The following is a 20819-nucleotide window of genomic DNA, read 5'->3' as shown; positions in this document are numbered from 1 at the left end:
CATAAGGAGATATTCTCTATAATGCAGCAGCGGGATGCAATGATTGTACCGCAAACATTTAGTTTTTCGTCCAGATGTCAACTCCCCGTCCATCTGGCACTTAACGCGCAATCACTTACTCTGCTAAATATTTAATTTTTATTTTGTTTATCAGAAATATCCTTTATTATTACTTCAAATGACTTTTGACAGATTTCCTCCAGTCGTGCCTGCCGACCACTAAGCTGCAAATGTCCCAGCACTGCCTCAAAACCTGTACTGAGATGATAATCAATCACACTGGCCACGCGTGGTGCATGTGATTTGGCATTGTAGGCCCGCCGAAAAATTTTCTGCTCTTCTTCTGTATATTCATTTTGCAATTCTTTATAAGCATAAGCCTGATATGTCGCTGAAACAATTTTAGCACCAAAATCGTTTAAAACACGTACTTTATTTTGCTCATAATACAGTAATTTTGTTCTTACAAATAGATGAAAATAAGCATCACCAATATAAGCCAGTGCAAGTGGTGATAATTGCTGCGGTTTTATTTCATCATAATGCTGTTTTATAGTGCCATTTTCATCCTGAGCAAACATTCGCTGACATAGAAATTGGTATTGGGCAAACTTCATTTCTTCCACCTTGGACCGGTAGGTGAATCCTCAATAACTACGCCTATTTCATTTAAGGCATCGCGAATTTTATCAGCAGTAGTCCAATCTTTATTTTTACGGGCATCCTGACGCAAGTTTATTATTATATTCATTAGATCATCAACTAATTTATCATCCTGAATATTTTCTTCATTCCCCTGCAAAATCCCTAAAATATCGACCATTTCATTATAGATATCTAATATTTTGGCAATATTTTCTTTGTCTGCGCTCACTTCTCCAGCTAATACAGACTGATGATATATATTTATTTTTTTCGTCAGATCAAACATATTGGCAAGTGCCAACGCCGTATTAAAATCATCATTCATTGCTTCATAAAAACCATCTTTAGCAGCAACAGCAAATGATAAAACATCTTTAGCACTATCATTCGCATCTGATTTCATAGCCAGTAACTCATTCAAACTATCCTGAGCATTTTTTAAGCGGCCAAGACTTGCTTGAGCCTCTTTTAAGCGTTCATCACTAAAATCAAGCGGACTGCGATAATGTGTTGCTACCAAGAAATACCGCAGTGTCTCTGCCGGATATGTTTTTAATATATCTTTTACAGTAAAAAAGTTATTTAATGATTTGCTCATTTTTTCCTGATTAATAGTTATAAAACCATTGTGCAGCCAGTATTTGGCAAATGAATGTTCATTGCAGCAATAGGCCTGTGACTGAGCTATTTCATTTTCATGATGCGGAAATATAAGATCACTGCCACCGCCATGAAAATCAAAGTTTTCTCCCAAATATTTTAACGACATCGTCGAGCATTCAATATGCCAGCCAGGACGACCTTTTCCCCAAGGGCTATCCCATGACGGTTCATCTGGTTTAGCACTTTTCCATAAAGCAAAATCCATCGGATGATGTTTACGTGTATCTACTTCTATTCTGGCCCCAGCCTGCATATCTTCCAGCTTGCGTCCACTGAGTTTTCCATAGCCATTAAACTTTTCTACGCTGAAATATACATCACCATCAACACAATAGGCAAACCCCTTGTCGATAAGACCTTTTACCATATTTATTATATCTGCCATTGTTTCTGATACACGTGGATAAACATCTGCATGTTCAATATTTAATTTGTCCATTACTTCAAAATATCCAGCAATATATTTATCAGAAATATCTTTCCATGTTACATTATTTTGATTAGCCGTGCGTATTATTTTATCATCAACATCCGTAAAATTTTGTACATGTTTTACTTTATACCCCTGCTGCCGCAAAAAACGCTTGATAACGTCCCAGGTCACAAATGGTCTGGCATTGCCAATATGCGGGTCATTATACGGTGTTATTCCGCAAACATAAATGCTTACTTGTCCTGGAACAACTGGTTTAAACTCTTCTTTTGTTTTGGTCATACTATTATATACTTTTAGCATTTTTTCACTTCTTTTCTAAATTTGCCACTTTATCTTCAAGTACTTTAATTTTCTCCAGCAATCCTTTTATCATATCAAGTTCTGGATCAGGTAATTTGTCATGCGCTAAATCAACATCTAATTCTTCAGCTAATTCTCTTTTTAAAGCCTCTGATATGGCCTTGTTTTTTAATTCTTCTTCCGGCATAGTGATAGGAGAAACTCTTTTCCCTTTCATTAGGACAACCCTGCCTGGAATACCAACCACGGTAGCATATGCCGGCACTTCTTTCAGCACTACCGAACCAGCACCAATTTTAGCATGATCGCCAACAGAAAATGAGCCTAATATTTTAGCTCCTGACGATACAACAACATTATTGCCAATAGTTGGATGTCTTTTTCCTTTTTCCTTGCCGGTTCCGCCTAAAGTTACACCTTGATATAAGGTAACATTGCGTCCCAATTCAGCTGTTTCACCTATTACAATTCCCGTTCCATGATCAATAAATAATCCTGGTCCGATTGTTGCCCCCGGATGGATTTCAATTCCTGTGAGAAATCTTGCTAAATTTGATATCAATCTTGGAATCAAAACAAATTTACGTTTATAAAACCAATGGGCAATCCGATATAACCAAATAGCATGAAGGCCGGGATAGCATAAAACAACTTCCAAATAACTTCTTGCCGCTGGATCACGTTCAAAAACTACCCTGATATCCTTTTTTAACATATGTAAAAATTTCATAGTTTTCCTCCTATAGAAAAAGGTGTGCCCAAAAACATTATTACTGTTTTCAACACACCTTTGCTGCTATGCCTTATAAATTCAAAATGCTGACATAGTGTTTTGCATGCGACTCAGCATTTTATCATAGCCAAGTACTTCAATTATTCCTGCTAAATCAGGTCCATGCATCTGTCCTGTTATTGCAACGCGCAATGGCATATAAACCTTCTTGCCGCCCACTTTTAATTCTTTTATAACCTGTTTAAATATCGGCTGAATATGAGCCGCATCAAATTCTTCCAAAGCTGCTAATTTTTGTTGGAACAGTGCCATAACATCATTGGCTGTTTCATCAAGAAGAACCTGTTTAGCTTCATCATCTTCCACTACTATATCATCTTTAAAATATAAATCAGCAAATTCCAAGTATTGCGCACCATAGCTTAAATGGTCACGAATAATTTCTGTGAAACGTACCAATTTTGCCATTTCATCAGTAGAAACAGCTTCTTTTAAATAGCCTTTTTCCACCAAATGAGGAATAGCCATCATCGTAATTTTTTCTGCACTCAACTTTTTCATATACTGCGCATTAAGCCAATTAAGCTTATCTATATCAAAAACAGCTGGATTTTTAGCTACATGGTCCATGGAAAAAGCTTTAATTAGTTCATCAATCGTAAAAATTTCCTGCTCATCCTGCGGTGCCCAGCCTAAAAGTGCCAGAAAATTAACAAGTGCTTCCGGCAAATAGCCAAGATTTTTATATTGTTCAACTGAAGTTGCGCCATGACGCTTACTCATTTTAGAATGATCTTTACCTAAAATCAGTGATATATGGGCAAACTTCGGCACAGCAAAATCCAATGCTTCATAGAGAACTACTTGACGCGGTGTATTTGATAGATGTTCTTCAGCGCGAATAACATGTGAAATTTTCATCAAGGCATCATCAATAACTACAGCAAAATTATACACTGGTATTCCATCAGCCTTGACTATAACAAAATCACCAACCCCATTGGAATCAAAATTCATATGCCCGCGCACAAGATCTTCAAATTCAACAGCTTGATTTTCCGGTGTACGAAAACGTATAGTCGGTTTTCTGCCCTCAGCTTCATACTGCGCAATTTGTTCTTGTGTTAAATTGCGGCAATGTCCCTGATAAATAGGCATTTTATTTTCTTTCATTAAAGCTTCGCGCTCTTTAACAATTTCCTCTTCAGTGCAATAGCAATAATATGCTTTTCCCTCATCAATAAGTTTTTGCGCATATTTTTTATAAATATCAAGGCGTTCCATCTGACGATACGGACCATAGTCGCCGCCGGCATCAACACCTTCATCCCATGTAAGTCCAAGCCATTTCAGTGATTCTTTAATGTTTTCCTCTGACTCTTTTGTGGATCTTGCCTGATCAGTATCCTCAACACGTAAAATAAGTTTTCCATTAGGATATTTTCTGGCAAGCAGCCAATTAAAAAGTGCACTACGTGCTCCACCGATATGAAAAGGACCGGTTGGACTTGGAGCAAAACGAACCCTGATTTGTTCTGACATTTAACAATTACCTCCAAATAATACTTGTAAAGTATATTTTAACAGAAATGAATCTTTTTAACAATCATTTTAGCAATTTTCAATAAGAACGGCCGCATTAGCAGCTATTCCCTCGCCTTTCCCGGTAAAGCCCAATTTTTCCTCTGTTGTAGCTTTGACATTAACCTGGTCAATGTCAATTAACAGCGCATCGGCTATATTTTGGCGCATCATAGCAATATAACCTGCCATCTTAGGCTGCTGTGCGATGATTGTCGCATCAATATTGCCTATTTTATATTTATGTTCCTGCAATAATTTATTAACATGCTGTAATAATATTATGCTTGATATTCCTTTATATTTTTCATCGGTATCTGGAAAATGCCGGCCAATATCCCCTAGTGCTGCAGCGCCCAGCAGTGCATCGGAAATTGCATGCAATAACACATCAGCATCAGAATGACCCAGCAACCCCTTTTCATAAGGGATATCAACGCCACCGATAATCAGTTTACGATCAGTTACCAATTTATGTACATCGTAACCAAAACCTATTCTCATGTTTATAACCTCGTCTTTAATATTTTTGCCTTCATATCATCAAAAGCATTATACAGTGCTGATGATACATGATTTTTTACCTTTTTAACGGCTTTTTTCCCTAAAACAGCTTCAGCAAAAATTAAATCTTCTGGCGATGTTATTTTTATATTTTTATAATCTCCCATAACGACTTTTACTGAATAGCCCATGTTCTCTACAATACTGGCATCATCTGTCCCTAGAAAATTTTCCTGACGAGCTTTTTCATTAGCTTCTAACAATATGTCTTTGCGAAATCCCTGTGGTGTTTGAATTGTCCAGAGTGTTTCACGTTTCGGCGTATGTGTTACTACATTATTATCATCAACTACTTTTATTGTACTAGTAACAGGTACTGCAGCAACAGCAGCTCCCGATGATTTTACTTCATCAATTACATTCTCAATTACTTTGGCAGTTATTAGTGGTCGAGCCGCATCATGCACTAATACAATATCAGTTTCTTTGGGCACGGCCAACAAACCATTATAGACAGAATATTGCCGTTCTGAGCCGCCAGCTACAACTTTACATGGCTTTATTCCCGGCATTGAGTTTAATACTCGGCTGATTGATTCCACTTCCTCTTTAGCTGCAACCACCACAAAATTATCAACTAAATTACAGCGTGAAAAACTAATTAAAGTATGAATCAATATCGGTTTATCTGACAACCCCGCAAATATTTTATTAAATGAAGCACCCATACGTTTGCCTTTTCCAGCAGCTGGAAAAATAGCCGTAATCACCTTATTACCACCCTTTATACTCTTTAAAAAATGCCACGGTTAAACCCGCAGCATTTTTCTATACTATTAAATAACAAATCTTATATAAACAAATACTTTATTTAGGCTTCGCAAAAATCATGCGCCCGGCAGCCGTCTGTAATACAGATGTCACTGTAACAGGCAGTGTAGTATTTATAAACTTTCTACCACCTTCAACAACAATCATCGTCCCATCATCAAGATAGGCCACCCCCTGCCCTTGTTCCTTGCCATCCTTAACGATAGTTACTGTCATATCTTCGCCTGGGATTACCACAGGCTTAACCGCATTTGCTAATTCATTGATATTTAAAACTGTAATTCCCTGCAAATCAGCAACTTTATTTAAATTATAATCATTGGTAACAATTTTACCACCAACAGCTTGAGCCAATTTTATAAGTTTGGAATCAACTTCTGCAATATCCTCAAAGTCAGTTTCATCAATCTCAACAAACATATCAAAATCTGTTTGAATACGTTTTAAAACATCAAGACCACGACGACCTCTTGTGCGTTTCAATAAATCAGCTGAATCGGCTATATGTTGTAATTCTTCCAACACAAAAACCGGGATCAATAATGTTCCTTCAACAAATCCACTTCCACAAATATCGGCAATGCGTCCATCAATTATAACACTGGTATCTAAAAGCTTATAAGCTTTTTTCACCGCATTCTTCTCTGCTGAACCTTTTTTATCCTTCGGCTGATCTCTAAACAATCGCGGAAAAAGAGCAACTATTTCATCACGTTTTTTTATCGTAATGTGTATACCTAAATATCCTAAGACAATGCTAAATACGATTGGCAGATAACTGCCAACAATTGGCACACCTAAAAAGGCTACGCCCCATAAATTGGCAATAATAAGACCTATTGCTAGCCCACATACACCAGCAATAACATCATGTATTTTCATTTTATTAAGCTGGTTTTCTACCCACATAGAAAATTTTCTTAATAATCTTATTAAATACGGTGAAATTATATAACCTACAATTCCCCCCACCAATATTCCCATCAGTCCGCTTATCAGACGGGCCAACGTTATCCCAAAAATATTTAAATTAATATTAAGATATTCAGTTGCAATTAACGGTGCGATGAATTGGAACATGAATTGAAATGTAGCCAATCCAAATATAGCAGCAAGAACCACTATAGAAACACGTACTATTTTCTCTAACACAGACTCATCTCCAAATAATATAATATATGATATTTCAAACATCGTTACTAAATTAAACTAACTCCATACCCCTATGCCTAAAATTAAAATAAGTCCATTAATCATCTGCATCAATTTATTTATAAGGAATTATTGATGCATTTTATTTAATAAATGCATACAGCTATAATACTAAATAGGGCGTATTTTGTCAAAAAATAAATATTCAGGCAATTAATGCTGTACAACTATCAGCTTCAATTGTATTGTTATTTTTCCTGATATTACCTTAGAAAACTGCCTGTAGAGCTTCCTTTATATTGGCTGCTCCGATAATATTTACCCCAGTTATTTTTCCCACTGTATTAAGATTTTTTTGCGGAATAATTATATTTGTAAATCCCAGTTTGCAAGCTTCCTTTATTCTTATATCAGCACCATTTACAGCACGTACTTCACCGGACAGACCAACCTCGCCAAAAACTACAGTTTTTTCCTTTACTACTTTATTGGTAAAGCTTGATGCCAATGCTACACATAAAGCTAAATCACAGGCCGGCTCATCGATTTTAATTCCTCCGGCAATCTTAACATAAACATCACAGGCTCCCAAAGCTAAATTTACTCTCTTCTCCAATACAGCCAGTAACAACTGTATTTTTTTGATGTCAACTAAATCCGAAGTACGACGCGGCGGGATATACGGAGTTGGCGCCACCAATGCCTGAATCTCAACTAATAAAGGCCTGGTGCCTTCTATAGTGGGTGTTATTATAACGCCTGAATCATGTACCGTTTCCGACAGAAATAACTTTGAGGCATCTGGTACATCCACCAAACCTATATCACGCATCTCAAATAAACCTATCTCATTAGTACTGCCAAAACGATTTTTTACTGCCCGCAAAATACGATATTGTGCATTTCTTTCCCCTTCAAAATAAAGTACTGTATCGACAATATGCTCCAGCACTCTGGGGCCGGCCAATGTCCCATCTTTAGTCACATGCCCAATTATAAACACGGCTATTGCCTTGGATTTTGCCAGTCGTAGCAATTCCACTGCACATTCACGCACTTGGCTTACACTGCCCGGTGCACTTTGCACATCAGGACGAAAAATCGTCTGAATAGAATCCACTACTAATAAGTCTGGCTGCTGTTTTTCAACATGTTCATTTATAAGTTCCATATTTGTTTCACTTAGAACCAACATTTTATCAGACAAGGCATCTATTCGTTCAGCACGCATACGAATTTGCTGTAGGCTTTCCTCCCCCGTAATATACAGTACTTTTTTCATATTAGCTGTATAGGCACAAATGCGCAAATTCAAACTAGACTTACCAACGCCCGGATCTCCTACCATCAGTACCATACTGCCTGGAATAATACCGCCGCCAAGTACACGGTCAAGCTCAACTGATCCCGTAGTAAATCGCGGCATCTTGGCAATAGATATCTCTGACAACAGCTGTGGTTTTTGTACTTTAGCACTCCCCAAGCCTAATGATAATCCATGTGCTATATTGGTCTTAGCTGTCTCTTCCACCATTGAATTCCATGCGCCACAACCAGGACATCTCCCTACCCATTTGGGAGTATCATAACCACATTCCTGACAGACATAAACACTTTTTTTCTTCGGCAAAAATCTCACCATTTTCTAAATTATATAATAAGTTCCTATACACAATTCAACCGCACTAATTTTCTGCTTATAAAACCTTAAATCCCTCCCAGAAAATAAGCGCGGCTGAATACCTGCTATTAATCACGTAAATATTTTCCCAGCAATTTTATCATCGAGCGTATAAGCCAAACTAGTGCCAGAAAAAAATTCATGATAAAATTTGTAATCCGTCTTTTTATAGAACAATTTTGATTTAAAACATTTTTTTGTTTTCTCGTCATTTTACGGCCTGATTATCCGCCAATGTTTCTTCCTTATTTTCAGAATTATTTTCTTCATCAGGCAGATTTTCTTTTTTGCAGCTAAATGACAGCTTATCATCTTTACTCTTATATGATACAAGAATCTTATCACCAGCAGCAAATTTTTTATCTAAAATTTTTTCTGCCAGCTCATCTTCAAGATATTTTTGGATAGCCCTTTTTAATGGACGTGCACCAAATTTAATATCAGTACCTTTATCAAGTAAATATTCTTTAGCCTTAGCACTGATAACAAGCTCCATATCGACATTTTTAATGCGTTTTTCCACATCTATTAATAAAATATCAATAATCTTTAATAAGCTTTCCTTATCCAAGGATTTAAATACGATTATATCATCAATGCGATTTAAAAATTCCGGTTTAAATACACGCTTTACCTCTTCCATTATTTTTTGTGAGGTAGCAGCAAAATCAGCCTTACTATCCGTGCTGGTATTAAAGCCCATTGCCACATTACTTTTTTGCAAAAGATTAGCCCCCACATTAGAGGTCATTATTATAACTGTATTTTTAAAATCAACCGTACGTCCCTGTCCATCAGTAAGTCTACCATCTTCGAGTATCTGCAGCAATAAATTAAACACATCCGGATGTGCCTTTTCTATTTCATCGAGCAGTATTACTGAATAAGGCTTTCTTCTGACAACATCGGTAAGTTGTCCACCTTCTTCATAGCCTACATAACCAGGAGGGGCACCTACCATACGTGACACTGTATGCCTTTCCATGTATTCAGACATATCAAAACGTATCATGGCATTTTCATCGCCAAATAATATTTCTGCCAATGATCGTGCCAATTCTGTTTTACCAACACCAGTCGGTCCCAAGAACATAAATGAACCAATTGGGCGCTTTTCATCTTTCAGACCAGCCCTGGCTCGTCTGATAGCTTTAGCTACAGCTATAACTGCGTCATCTTGTCCCACAACTCGTTCATGAAGGTTTTCCTCCATATGCAGCAGCCGCTTTGCTTCTTTATCAGCCAGTCGTCTTGCAGGGATCCCTGTCCAGGAAGCAAGAACATCAGCTATATCATCTTCATCAACGATTATTTCTCGTTCTTCTTTTTTCTTTAACTCTTCATCAGCCATTTGCAGCGATTCTTTTATCTTGCTTTCTTCATCGCGAATTTGTGCTGCGCTCTCAAAATTCTGGGCCTCAATAGCTGCCTGTTTATTGCCATTTAATTGTTCCAGCTTATCTTTTAACTCTTTGAGCTCGCTAGGATAAGCAATTGTAGCCAATCTTACTTTTGATGCGGCCTCATCCATGAGGTCAATTGCCTTATCAGGCAAAAATCTATCATTAATATAACGAGCAGATAATTTAACTGCTGCTCGTACAGCTGCGTCAGTTATCTTGGCCTGATGGAATTCTTCATATTTGCTGCGAATTCCCATCAATATTGCCACAGCGTCTTCTTCATTGGGCTCATCAAGCAATATCGGCTGAAAACGTCTCTCAAGTGCTGAATCTTTTTCAATATATTTTTTATATTCATTTAAGGTAGTAGCTCCAATAACCTGTATTTCACCACGTGATAAAGCCGGCTTTAAAATATTTGCTGCATCAATTGAGCCTTCCGCAGCACCAGCACCAATTAAAGTGTGCAATTCATCAATGAATAAAATTATATTTTCAACCTGTGTTATTTCGTCAATAATATTTTTTAACCGTTCCTCAAATTCACCGCGATATTTGGCTCCAGCTACTAACGAAGTCATACTAAGGCTCATAATTCTTTTATTGGCAAGCAATTTGGGCATAACCCCCTCAGCCATGCGTCGGGCTAAACCTTCGGCCACCGCCGTTTTACCTACGCCTGGCTCACCTATTAATACCGGATTATTCTTGGTGCGGCGCAGCAAAATCTGGATAACACGTTCTATTTCCTTAGTTCTGCCAATAACTGGATCAATTTTATCTTTTAGTACTAAATCTTTCAAATCACGGCAATAGCGGTTTATAAATGGCGTTCTTTTTGCCAATTCATCCATATCTGCCGATGTATTATCATCAGTCGATGAATCCTGAAAACCATCACCGATCATGTCCATTATTGTCGTACGCACAACATCAAGATCAGCTCCTAATGAAACAAGCACTTTAGCCGCAATGGCATCTTCCTGGCGCACTATGCCCAATAAAATATGCTCTGTGCCAATATAATCATGCCCCAAATCCTGTGCCTCATCTTCGGCAAAACTCATTACCATCTTTGCTAAAGGAGTATACGTGAGCGATGCGCTGCTCATAATCGGTGGAATAATAATTATATTGTTTAGACGGCCTTTAACCATATCACGAGTGATTCCTAATGCTGCTAAAACTTTAGCCGCAACACCTTTATGCTCTTTAGTAAGCCCCAATAAAATATGTTCTGTCCCAATATAGCCGCATTTTTGTTTATTTGCTTCATAGCTGGCAAGTTCTAATACCTTTTCTGCGCTAAACGTCAATTTATTATTATTCATAAAAATCACTCCTTTACAGAGCTGCTGGCAATTATCCTACGGGTAACATCAGCTCTTATTTTATCCACTTCCCGTTGGGACATGCTTTCCTTATCTTGTAAATTAGTAAGGTAATTTGTTCGACCGGCTATAATTAATTTATTAAATACATTTTCATTAATTCCTGTAATTATTTTTTCATCAATACCTAAACGTACATTGCTTGCTAGCTGCAATAATTCCTTATCGGAAAGACTGCGCGCATATTTTAATACTCCCAACGCCCGCCATGCTTGGTCGCAAACCTTCTCCTCAGCATACGATAGAAGTGCTTTGCGAGCTTCTCTTTCGTGGGAAACTATTTCTTCCACCGTATGGGTCAAATTATCAACTAATTCATTTTCTTCAAAGCCTAATGATAATTGATTAGAAATCTGGAATAAGTGACCATGGGCCGTATTGCCAAATAACCCACGCACTGCAAGTCCCAACTGTGGCGAAACATTTATAATCTTACCTACCTGATTTGTTGCCACCAGGCCTGGCAAATGGAGAATTACCGAAGCTCTTAATCCTGTACCTAAATTGGTGGGACAGGCTGTTAAATACCCCATAGCATCATCAAAAGCCATATCATATTTCTTTTCAACAGCATCATCAATTATAAAGGCTTTTTCCAGAGCTTTTTTTATATCCAAGCCACTTTGCATACATTGTATACGCAAATGATCGTCTTCATTTAACATTATCGCAATATCACTGTTTATACTGATAATTAACGTTCTGGCCTCAGTATTTTTAAGAAAATTACTGCTGATTATATGTTTTTCCACTAAAACATTTTTTTGCAGATTCGTAAGTTTATCCATATCAATGCTGGTATAATTTTCTTTAGTAATATTAGAAAAGTCAGACGTAATATTTAATATCCTCATCTTGGCTTCTGTCAATTGTGTTACCGAAGCTCTGTTAGGAAATGGTATTTCTTTAAAATTACGTGCCAAACGCACCTGGCTTGATAAAACTATATCATTATCGTGACCTTGTCCATCCATCCAAACCAAATTATCATCAGTAAACATATTTTCTAATAACATTATTATACCCCCTACTCCTTAGACTCAATGTCGTTTTCCAGTCGACGAATGCAGTCCCGTACCTGAGCAGCTTTTTCGTATTCTTCTTTAGTTATATATTCTTGAATTTGTTTACGCAGTAAGGCCAGCTCCTGCTGTATATTAAGCATTTTCCCAGCGCGCTGCGGTATTTTGCCGTTATGCTTGCTGGCACCATGAATCCGACGCAGCAATGGTTCTAATTTTGACCGAAATGTATCATAACATTTGCTGCAGCCAATTTTTCCTGAGCGGGTAAAATCCATATAAGTCATTCCGCAAGCTGGGCAAGTGTATTCCTCACTTTTTACTGGCTCGGCAGTCTCTTCTGCCTGCGGAGTGTTATGAAAAATACCTGATAAAAAATCATTTATAGAAAATACTTCTGGCTGATCTTCTGAATTTTCCTGCATTATAAACTCACCATAATTAGCTGCACAATCCTCACAAAGATATCTGTCGATTTTTTTATTACCGTTTATTTGAGTAATATGGATACAAGCTTCATTTTTTTTACAATTATCACATAACATGTTTACTCCTCCTCGGCAAAATCAGCCAGAGTTATAAATAAAGCTTTGAGTAACTCAGCCCTGTCTGATGGTGAAATTTTATTATAAATATTATTAAAGGTCTGGAATAAAAGCGCTGCTTCACGGTTTTCAATCATTCCGTTGCGCAGCATATAACTTAACATATGATGCAAGTCATCCACTGTGGTATTTTCATCTATCTTATCTATTAGATTACTATAGACTAAATCCTGCAAAGGAAGGCGTGCTATTTTTATAAACCCACCTAAGCCTCGGCGTGATTCAACCACAAATCCCTTATCAGAAGTAAATCTGGTATTTAAAACATAACTGATTTGCGACGGAGCACATTCTATTGCATTGGCAATATCAGCACGTTTTAAAATTATATTACGATTTTGTTGGGCTGCTAATCGCTGTAATATATAGCTTTCTATTAAATCTGCTATATTGCTCATAATAAATCACCTTCATATCTTACTTTTCTTCTATTATATTTGACTTTTTGACTTTTCGCAAGTATTTTATTTTAAGCTAGTAATCTCAATAAAATATTCGTCTTTTATTTTGCGTATCACCATTATTTTTGCTATAATAGAAGTGCTTTTATATCCGAATTATAATGCTATTATTTTTATTTACACTCTATTGTGATTATTTTATTAAAAGGAAGGTTTTTATGGACGAATTAAACAATTCAAATGAGCTCGCTAATTTAAAGGTCCAAGATATTTTTGATATGGATTTTTTGCAGGAATTCCAGGATCATTTTGCCAGAAGTCTTGGTATAACAGCCGTAACTGTAGATTTGACTGGCACTCCAATAACACACCCTACTGACTGGACTAAATTCTGCATGGAATATACTCGTGGAACAACACTTGGCAACCAACGTTGCCAGGAATGTGACCGTCTAGGCGGGGAACGTGCTGCCAAAAGCGGTAAACCTGCCGTTTATGAATGTCATGCCGGTCTTATGGATTTTGCTGCTCCAATCTTACTCAACGGTCAGCAGATTGGCTCCATCCTTGGCGGCCAGGCTGTTATCGGTGAAGTTGATGAAGATAAATTCCGCCGCATTGCTGCTGAAATTGGTGCTGATCCCGATAAATACGTAGAAGAAGTAAAAAAAATTAAATATGTTCCTAAAGAAAACTTAGAACATGCTGCTCAGGTTCTATTCTTAATGGCTAATACTTTTTCCAAAATAGGTTATTATCAATACCAGCTGCGTAAAATTTCTGAATCCATCAATGATACTGTTATGCATGTTTCCGCTTCTATGGAAGAACTTGCTGCTTCGGCTAATGATGTTGATGAAAATCAAAAAGCACTCAACAAAGAAATCCAGCATGTTGATGAAGTTTCCGGCAAAATAAATGAATTTACTAATTTAATAAAAGATATTGCTACGCAAACACAGCTTTTAGGCTTAAATGCCTCTATTGAAGCTGCCCGTGCCGGCACTTCCGGTGCAGGTTTCGGCGTAGTTGCTGAAGAAATTCGTAAACTAGCCGATAATTCCAAAGAAACAGTTGAAAAAATCCGCGAATTTACCGGCATGATAAATCATTCCGTTAATGAAACCGTATCCAAAGGTGAAGCAACATCACAAATAGTAAGCCAGCAATCCTCAGCTATTGAAGAATCTGCTAATGATTTAACCGGCCTATCTGAAACAGCTTCCAAATTATATGAATTAGCCCATCAAAAATAATAATTTCATTTCTTATAAAATGTCCCAGACAGCTCATAGCTGCCTGGGACATTTATTTTTAATATTATTTAATTGCCAATACTACTTTTTCACCATTTATGTTCCAGTCTTTAGAAAAACCATCTGTTTTGCCAGTTTCAATACTATCGGCAAGAACAATTTTTTCTATTTCAGAACTATTTGCTTTGACTATTGCAGCAAGCTTATCATTGCCTTCAACATAGACTGTTATTCTGTCAGTTACTTCAAAACCATTTTCCTTACGCATTGTCTGGATTTTACTGATTATTTCACGCACAAAACCTTCTTCAATAAGTTCCTGCGAAAGTGTTGTTTCTAATGCTACTGTTACTTTATTATAGCTTTCAGTAGCAAATCCATCAGTCTGAGTAACAGCTACATCAACATCTTCACGTGTAAGCGTGAATTCTCCGGTAGATATATTTATCTTTATTGTACCAGTTTTATCAAGCTCTTCTTTAGCAGCATGACCATTTAACGCTGCCAAAGAATTTTTAATTTCATTGATATAGCGACCAGCCTTTGGCCCTAATACTTTAAATTGCGGCTTAAAGCTGTATGATAAATACTGTTCCATATCATCTTTAAAATCGACATTTTTTATATTAAGTTCATCAGCAACAATTGCTTTATAAAAATCATTTAACACGAATGGGGCTTTTACAAACATCTGACCGATAGGTTGACGATTTTTGATATTAGCCGTATTGCGGGCCGCTCTTCCCAGCGCTACAATTTCCAATATCAATTCCATATTTTTTTCCAGTTCAGCATCAATATATGCTTCATTGGCTACAGGATAATCACATAAATGAACACTTTCCTTAGCCTCCGCATAAGAGTTTCTGACAAGGTTTTGATAAATAGTATCCGTAATAAATGGTATCATTGGCGCTGCTAATTTAATAAATGTTTCAAGTGCTGTATATAAAGTCATATAAGCATTTATCTTATCCTGAGTCATTTCTTTGCCCCAGAAACGTTCACGGCTGCGACGAACATACCAGTTAGACAATTCATCGATAAATTCCTGTAAAGCCTTGGCCGTTTCTGTTACGCGATAATCAGACAAATTACTGTCCACTGTTTTAATCAAGGTATTAAGACGGGACAACACCCATTTATCCATTATCGAAAGTTTAGCATAATCCAATTGATATTCAGCAGGATTAAACTTATCAATATTCGCATATAAAATATAGAAAGCATATGTATTCCATAATGTTCCCATAAATTTACGCTGACCTTCCTGCACAGCATCGTCATGGAAGCGATTAGGCAGCCAAGGTGCACTATTTTCATAAAAATACCAGCGAATAGCATCAGCACCATGTTGCTGCAGTGCTTCCATCGGTTCAACAGCATTTCCCTTGGATTTACTCATTTTCTGACCATTTTTATCTTGAACATGCCCTAACACTATTACGTTTTTATAAGCCGGCTTATCAAATAACAATGTTGATATTGCTATCAAGGAATAAAACCAGCCGCGCGTCTGATCAACTGCTTCTGAAATAAAATCAGCTGGGAAAGTTTTTTCAAATACGTCTTTATTTTCAAACGGATAGTGCCACTGAGCAAATGGCATTGCTCCAGAATCAAACCAACAGTCAATTACTTCCGGTACACGATGCATCTGTTTGCCACAATGCGGGCATTTTATGGTTATGTCATCAAGGAAAGGACGATGTAATTCGACATCAACCGGACAATTGTCAGACATTTGTTTTAATTCGTCAATGGATCCAATGGAATGCTGATGACCACATTCACATTCCCAAATATTAAGAGGGGTTCCCCAATAACGATTACGGCTGATACCCCAATCTTGCACATGTTCTATCCAATCACCGAAACGACCTTTACCGATGGTTTTCGGTATCCAATTTACCTTATTATTATTTTCAATTAATTTTTCGCGAACAGCTGTCATTTTTATAAACCATGATTCACGCGCATAATAGATAAGCGGCGTATCGCAGCGCCAGCAATGAGGATAACTATGCTCAAAATTCGGTGCATCAAATAATAAGCCTTTTTCCTCTAAATCTTTTAAAATAAGCGGATCAGCTTTTTTAACGAATACACCTTCCCAATCAGTTTCCGCTGTCATGCAGCCTTTAGCATCAACAAACTGTACAAAATCAATATCATATTTATGGCAGACACGGGAATCATCTTCCCCAAAAGCCGGCGCCATATGAACAATACCGGTACCATCAGCAGTGGTTACATAATCATCACAGGTAACATAAAATGATTTTTTCTTTATTTTACCAACGGCATATGGATATAATGGTTCATATTCTTTATATTCCAAAGCTTTACCAGGAAAACGTTCTAATATAGAAGCTTCTTCACCTAATACCTTGCCAACTAAATCCTCAGCCATGTAATAAGTATAATTTTCATGTTTTACTTTTGCATAAGTAACCTCAGGATTTACACATAATGCCAAATTTGATGGCAATGTCCATGGTGTTGTCGTCCAAGCTAAAAAGTATGCTTCTTCTCCCTTTACCTTAAAACGAACAACTGCTGAACGTTCTTTAACGTCTTTATAGCCCTGCGCCACTTCATGTGATGATAAAGGTGTACCACAGCGCGGACAGTAAGGCACGATTTTATGGCCTTTATATAGAAGTTTCTTTTCCCAAATAGTTTTTAATGCCCACCATACTGATTCGATATATTTATTATCATAGGTAACATATGGATCATCCATATCGGCCCAATACCCTACCGTACGGGAAAATTCTTCCCACATACCTTTATATTGCCAGACACTTTCCTTACACTTTTTAACAAATGGTTCAATACCATAATTTTCAATTTGTTCTTTGCCGTCAAGTCCTAATAATTTTTCTACTTCAAGCTCTACTGGCAAACCATGTGTATCCCAGCCAGCCTTGCGTACAGTTTTATGTCCTTTCATGGCCTGGAAGCGTGGTATCATATCCTTTATTACACGAGTCAGCACATGACCGATATGTGGTTTACCATTAGCAGTAGGCGGTCCGTCATAAAAAGTAAATACATCCTCACTATCACGCTGATCAATGCTCTTTTGAAAAATTTTATTGTCCTGCCAAAATTTTTCCATATTTTTTTCACGTTCGACAAATTTAAGACTAGTCTCGACTTTTTCGTACATAAATATAATTCCTCCAATAAAGAAATATTATCATGCTGGTTTTAACTGAAATAAACAAATAAAAAAGCCCTCATCCTAAAACAGGATGAAAGCTTTGACTTATCATATACCACCTATTTCACATACCAACATATGCAACCCGTATAACGGTGGGAACCGGCTTAGCTTACTATATTGTTCAGCCAGCAGCTCAGGAGTGATTTCTCAAAACATATACTAATACCAATCTTACACTATCATTGGCTCGCTGAAATTTTCTATTATTTTGACGGTCTCCATCAATGCCATTATATTATTATGTTTGATATAATAGCACAAAATCTTGATAAATTCAAACAAAGTATTATTAAAAATAAAAATTATATAAACATTTTTATATTAGTATTCAGCCTTGATATAAATTGGAATTATCAGACTAATGAATTTATTTATCGATTTTTCTTGCTTTTTTTCTCTTTTGCGAGTAAAATATAGCTTATGAGTAAATTATAAACCGAATCCAACTCAGGAGCGGGGGAACCATTCTAGGGGTGAATGTTGTTTTTTGCAAGGGCCGGTTTCTTCTTCTGTCCCTAATCCGACAGCTAACCTCGCAGGTAAAAAAAAACAAAAGAGAGGAGTGACCTTTTGAGTAAGATAATACGCTTGATGGCACTTTCCCTGCTATTTATGTGCTGGTTTTCTGTTGCTAGTGCGGATGCATTTCAAACAGGTGATCAAGGAACACAGGTAGCAGAACTTCAAGGTGAACTTGCAAATTTAGGTTACGATGTTGTTGCTGACGGAGATTTTGGTCCAGCTACTAAAGAAGCAATAAAAGAATTTCAGGCTGCCAACGGCCTCACTGCCGATGGAGTAGTCGGTCCACAGACTTATCAGGCGCTAATGGGACGCTCCATGCCACAAGTAAGTCGTGGTTCTAATTATTATGCACGCCGAATAGTTCAAACATCGTTGCAATACATCGGTGTTCCCTATGTATTTGGCGGAACAACACCTGGCGGTTTTGATTGTTCAGGTTTTACCCGCTATGTGTTTGCTAACGCTGGCATATCATTACCGCGCACAGCAGATGCCCAATATGAAGTTGGTACACCAATTGCTTATGATGATTTAATCGCTGGTGATTTGGTATTTTTCTCCACGTATACTTACGGGGCTTCCCATGTTGGTATATATATGGGAGATGGCCAATTTATCAATGCATCGAGTAGTCGTGGCGTTTCTATAGCTAGCTTAAACAGTAGCTACTGGAGTGCTCATTACATAGGTGCCCGCAGAATTATATAATACCGTTTATGGTAGAGAGGAAACATTAGTTTCCTCTTTTTTTATTTGCTAATTGTATGATTTTTTTGCTATAATTTGTTATAATATGTTAAATAAATAATTCGCATACTTAATTTTTATAATAAAAGTTACTTGGGAGTGATATTTTTGAAAGCTTTGTTAGTAATCGATATGTTAAATGATTTCATCGATGAACAAGGTATACTTTCCTGTGGTGAACAAGGTTGAAACCGTCTACAAAAACAATATAGTCAGTTTCGATAATAAAGCTTATCTTTATAGTCTTGAGCAAATGAAAATACTGACGGGAGTTGATATTAGTTAATATGACAGATAATAATTTTTTAGAACTTTGCCGCAATGAAACCAATTTATCAGCTATGCAGATAAATCTCCTACAGCGAATAAACACAACACTTCCCTTTATCGCTGACTTGGTTATGGCTAATATTGGTTTATATGTATACGCTAAAAAAAACAACTCGTTTTTAATTGTTGATTATATAAAACCCCATACTGCTTATACGCCATTTTATCACAGCAACCGTGGTGCCATTCAGCCTATTCAGGAAGAGCCTTTAATAAAATATACTATGGATACCGGCAAAAGCATGAGCGGTAAACGTGAATGGAGCTGGGGAAAATTTGTTGAAATGCACACAGAAGCTATCTTGGATTCATTTGGCGTTGTTGCCGTTGTCAGCTTTGAAATGGAACCATCTGTGGCTAAAATAGACGGCTACTCTTATTTATACCATACCGCCTGTTCCTTAATCGCCTATGCCCATCGTGAACTTGACATTAACATGTTTAAAACAATGACCCCCAGCGATGGTATTATAATTGCCGATAAAAACAACCGTATTGTCTTTGCCAATGCTGCCGCACTACGCATTTATAATATTCTTGGTGTTATAAATTTAATCGGACACCATTTGTTTGAGCATCAGTTGTCTCGTCGCATTATTAAAGAAACTATTTCCAATGACAAGCCTTATGAAAAAGAATTATCTTCTGACAGTATAACAATCGTCCGCCGTGATATTCCTATTAAACAAGGTGGCAACTTACTTTGCCAAATTGTAGTGATTTCTGATGTTACCGAGGTTCGTAAAAAAGACAAAGAAATTCTCATAAAATCCGCTGTTATTCAGGAAATACACCATCGGGTAAAAAACAATCTGCAAACGATTGCCAGTTTATTGCGCCTGCAGGCAAGACGCAGTGACTCAACAGAAGTAAAAGACGCTTTAAAGGAAAGCGTCAATCGTATTTTAAGCATTTCTGTTGTCCATGAATTTTTATCACAGCAGCAAGAAGAAATGATTGATGTAACTAAAGTTACCCGCAATATTTTAAATCTTATTGCTCAAAATATGCTGCGGCCTGATTTTAATCTCACTACAGAATTTTCTGGGGGAACAATTGTTCTGCCCTCGCAGCAAGCCAGCAATTTGGCCCTTATAGTTAATGAGCTCATCTTAAACTCTATTGAGCACGCCTTTGCTGAAACCGATTCGGGAACTATCGGCCTAAAAATTTCCCATACTGCCGATAAATATATTCTTGATCTGTATGATGATGGACCTGGACTTCCAATCGGTTTTGAGAAAAAACGTTCCAAGTCATTGGGTCTGCAAATAATCAGAACACTTATTGAAGATGATATGGAAGGAAAGTTTGAACTATATAACAATAATGGAACTCATGCTAAAATAACCATTCCGCGTGATATTAGAGGTGAATAAAT

17 protein-coding genes and 2 riboswitches are annotated in these 20819 nt (G+C 37.1%); of the genes, 3 read left to right on the top strand and 14 right to left on the bottom strand.

What is annotated here, in order from left to right:
- Positions 1-25 precede the first annotated feature (25 nt).
- Positions 26-125, bottom strand: a riboswitch (THF riboswitch).
- Between the two features lie 6 nt (positions 126-131).
- The 13 genes from HNR32_RS02870 to HNR32_RS02810 all read right to left on the bottom strand — a co-directional run bounded on the left by HNR32_RS02870 (position 132) and on the right by HNR32_RS02810 (position 13345).
- Positions 132-617 carry a Mini-ribonuclease 3 gene (locus HNR32_RS02870; protein WP_183859491.1) on the bottom strand — a complete coding sequence of 162 codons (486 nt, stop codon included), beginning with the start codon at positions 615-617 and terminating at the stop codon, positions 132-134.
- Complete coding sequence (gene cysS / locus HNR32_RS02865) at positions 614-2044, bottom strand: cysteine--tRNA ligase (RefSeq protein WP_183859489.1); 1431 nt, start codon at positions 2042-2044, stop codon at positions 614-616. Before cysS ends, HNR32_RS02870 begins: the two co-directional genes overlap by 4 nt.
- Before the next feature lie 4 nt (positions 2045-2048).
- The gene (cysE, locus tag HNR32_RS02860) at positions 2049-2774 is read right to left on the bottom strand and encodes a serine O-acetyltransferase (protein WP_183859487.1); all 726 of its coding nucleotides are present in this window, start codon (positions 2772-2774) and stop codon (positions 2049-2051) included.
- Between the two features lie 81 nt (positions 2775-2855).
- Positions 2856-4319 (bottom strand): glutamate--tRNA ligase, encoded by a 1464-nt coding sequence (gltX, locus tag HNR32_RS02855; protein ID WP_183859485.1) that lies wholly within the window; start codon positions 4317-4319, stop codon positions 2856-2858.
- A 69-nt stretch (positions 4320-4388) separates the two neighbouring features.
- Positions 4389-4862, bottom strand: a complete 474-nt coding sequence (gene ispF, locus HNR32_RS02850) for a 2-C-methyl-D-erythritol 2,4-cyclodiphosphate synthase (protein ID WP_183859483.1) — start codon at positions 4860-4862, stop codon at positions 4389-4391.
- A 2-nt stretch (positions 4863-4864) separates the two neighbouring features.
- Positions 4865-5632, bottom strand: a complete 768-nt coding sequence (gene ispD / locus HNR32_RS02845) for a 2-C-methyl-D-erythritol 4-phosphate cytidylyltransferase (protein ID WP_183859481.1) — start codon at positions 5630-5632, stop codon at positions 4865-4867.
- 97 nt (positions 5633-5729) lie between these two features.
- Positions 5730-6845, bottom strand: a complete 1116-nt coding sequence (locus HNR32_RS02840) for a PIN/TRAM domain-containing protein (protein WP_183859479.1) — start codon at positions 6843-6845, stop codon at positions 5730-5732.
- 268 nt (positions 6846-7113) lie between these two features.
- Positions 7114-8475 carry a DNA repair protein RadA gene (gene radA, locus HNR32_RS02835; protein WP_231038229.1) on the bottom strand — a complete coding sequence of 454 codons (1362 nt, stop codon included), beginning with the start codon at positions 8473-8475 and terminating at the stop codon, positions 7114-7116.
- Between the two features lie 119 nt (positions 8476-8594).
- Complete coding sequence (locus HNR32_RS02830) at positions 8595-8738, bottom strand: hypothetical protein (protein ID WP_183859475.1); 144 nt, start codon at positions 8736-8738, stop codon at positions 8595-8597.
- On the bottom strand, positions 8735-11260 hold the full coding sequence (locus HNR32_RS02825; protein WP_183859473.1) for an ATP-dependent Clp protease ATP-binding subunit: 2526 nt from the start codon (positions 11258-11260) through the stop codon (positions 8735-8737). The genes HNR32_RS02830 and HNR32_RS02825 overlap by 4 nt, the downstream gene beginning before the upstream one ends.
- Positions 11261-11265: 5 nt before the next feature.
- Positions 11266-12336: a protein arginine kinase gene (locus tag HNR32_RS02820; RefSeq protein ID WP_183859470.1), complete on the bottom strand. Its 1071-nt coding sequence runs from the start codon at positions 12334-12336 to the stop codon at positions 11266-11268.
- A gap of 11 nt (positions 12337-12347) precedes the next feature.
- Positions 12348-12887 carry a UvrB/UvrC motif-containing protein gene (locus HNR32_RS02815; protein ID WP_183859468.1) on the bottom strand — a complete coding sequence of 180 codons (540 nt, stop codon included), beginning with the start codon at positions 12885-12887 and terminating at the stop codon, positions 12348-12350.
- 2 nt (positions 12888-12889) lie between these two features.
- Positions 12890-13345 carry a CtsR family transcriptional regulator gene (locus HNR32_RS02810; protein WP_183859466.1) on the bottom strand — a complete coding sequence of 152 codons (456 nt, stop codon included), beginning with the start codon at positions 13343-13345 and terminating at the stop codon, positions 12890-12892.
- 221 nt (positions 13346-13566) lie between these two features.
- Between HNR32_RS02810 and HNR32_RS02805 the strand changes: the two genes are divergently transcribed.
- On the top strand, positions 13567-14604 hold the full coding sequence (locus tag HNR32_RS02805; RefSeq protein WP_183859464.1) for a PocR ligand-binding domain-containing protein: 1038 nt from the start codon (positions 13567-13569) through the stop codon (positions 14602-14604).
- A 64-nt stretch (positions 14605-14668) separates the two neighbouring features.
- Here the strand turns inward: HNR32_RS02805 and ileS are convergent, their stop codons facing one another.
- Positions 14669-17779, bottom strand: coding sequence for an isoleucine--tRNA ligase (gene ileS / locus HNR32_RS02800; protein ID WP_183859462.1), 3111 nt, complete (start codon positions 17777-17779; stop codon positions 14669-14671).
- 481 nt (positions 17780-18260) lie between these two features.
- A riboswitch (cyclic di-AMP (ydaO/yuaA leader) is annotated at positions 18261-18393 on the top strand.
- A 13-nt stretch (positions 18394-18406) separates the two neighbouring features.
- Between ileS and HNR32_RS02795 the strand changes: the two genes are divergently transcribed.
- Together HNR32_RS02795 and HNR32_RS02790 are read left to right on the top strand one after the other, a co-directional pair.
- Positions 18407-19069, top strand: a complete 663-nt coding sequence (locus tag HNR32_RS02795) for a C40 family peptidase (RefSeq protein ID WP_183859460.1) — start codon at positions 18407-18409, stop codon at positions 19067-19069.
- 326 nt (positions 19070-19395) lie between these two features.
- Positions 19396-20817, top strand: a complete 1422-nt coding sequence (locus HNR32_RS02790) for a sensor histidine kinase (RefSeq protein WP_183859458.1) — start codon at positions 19396-19398, stop codon at positions 20815-20817.
- The last annotated feature ends 2 nt before the right edge of the window (positions 20818-20819 follow it).

The sequence above is a fragment of the Pectinatus brassicae genome (assembly GCF_014201835.1).
Classification (GTDB): Bacteria; Bacillota; Negativicutes; order Selenomonadales; family Selenomonadaceae; genus Pectinatus; species Pectinatus brassicae.
This window is presented reverse-complemented; position numbering and strand designations above follow the sequence as displayed.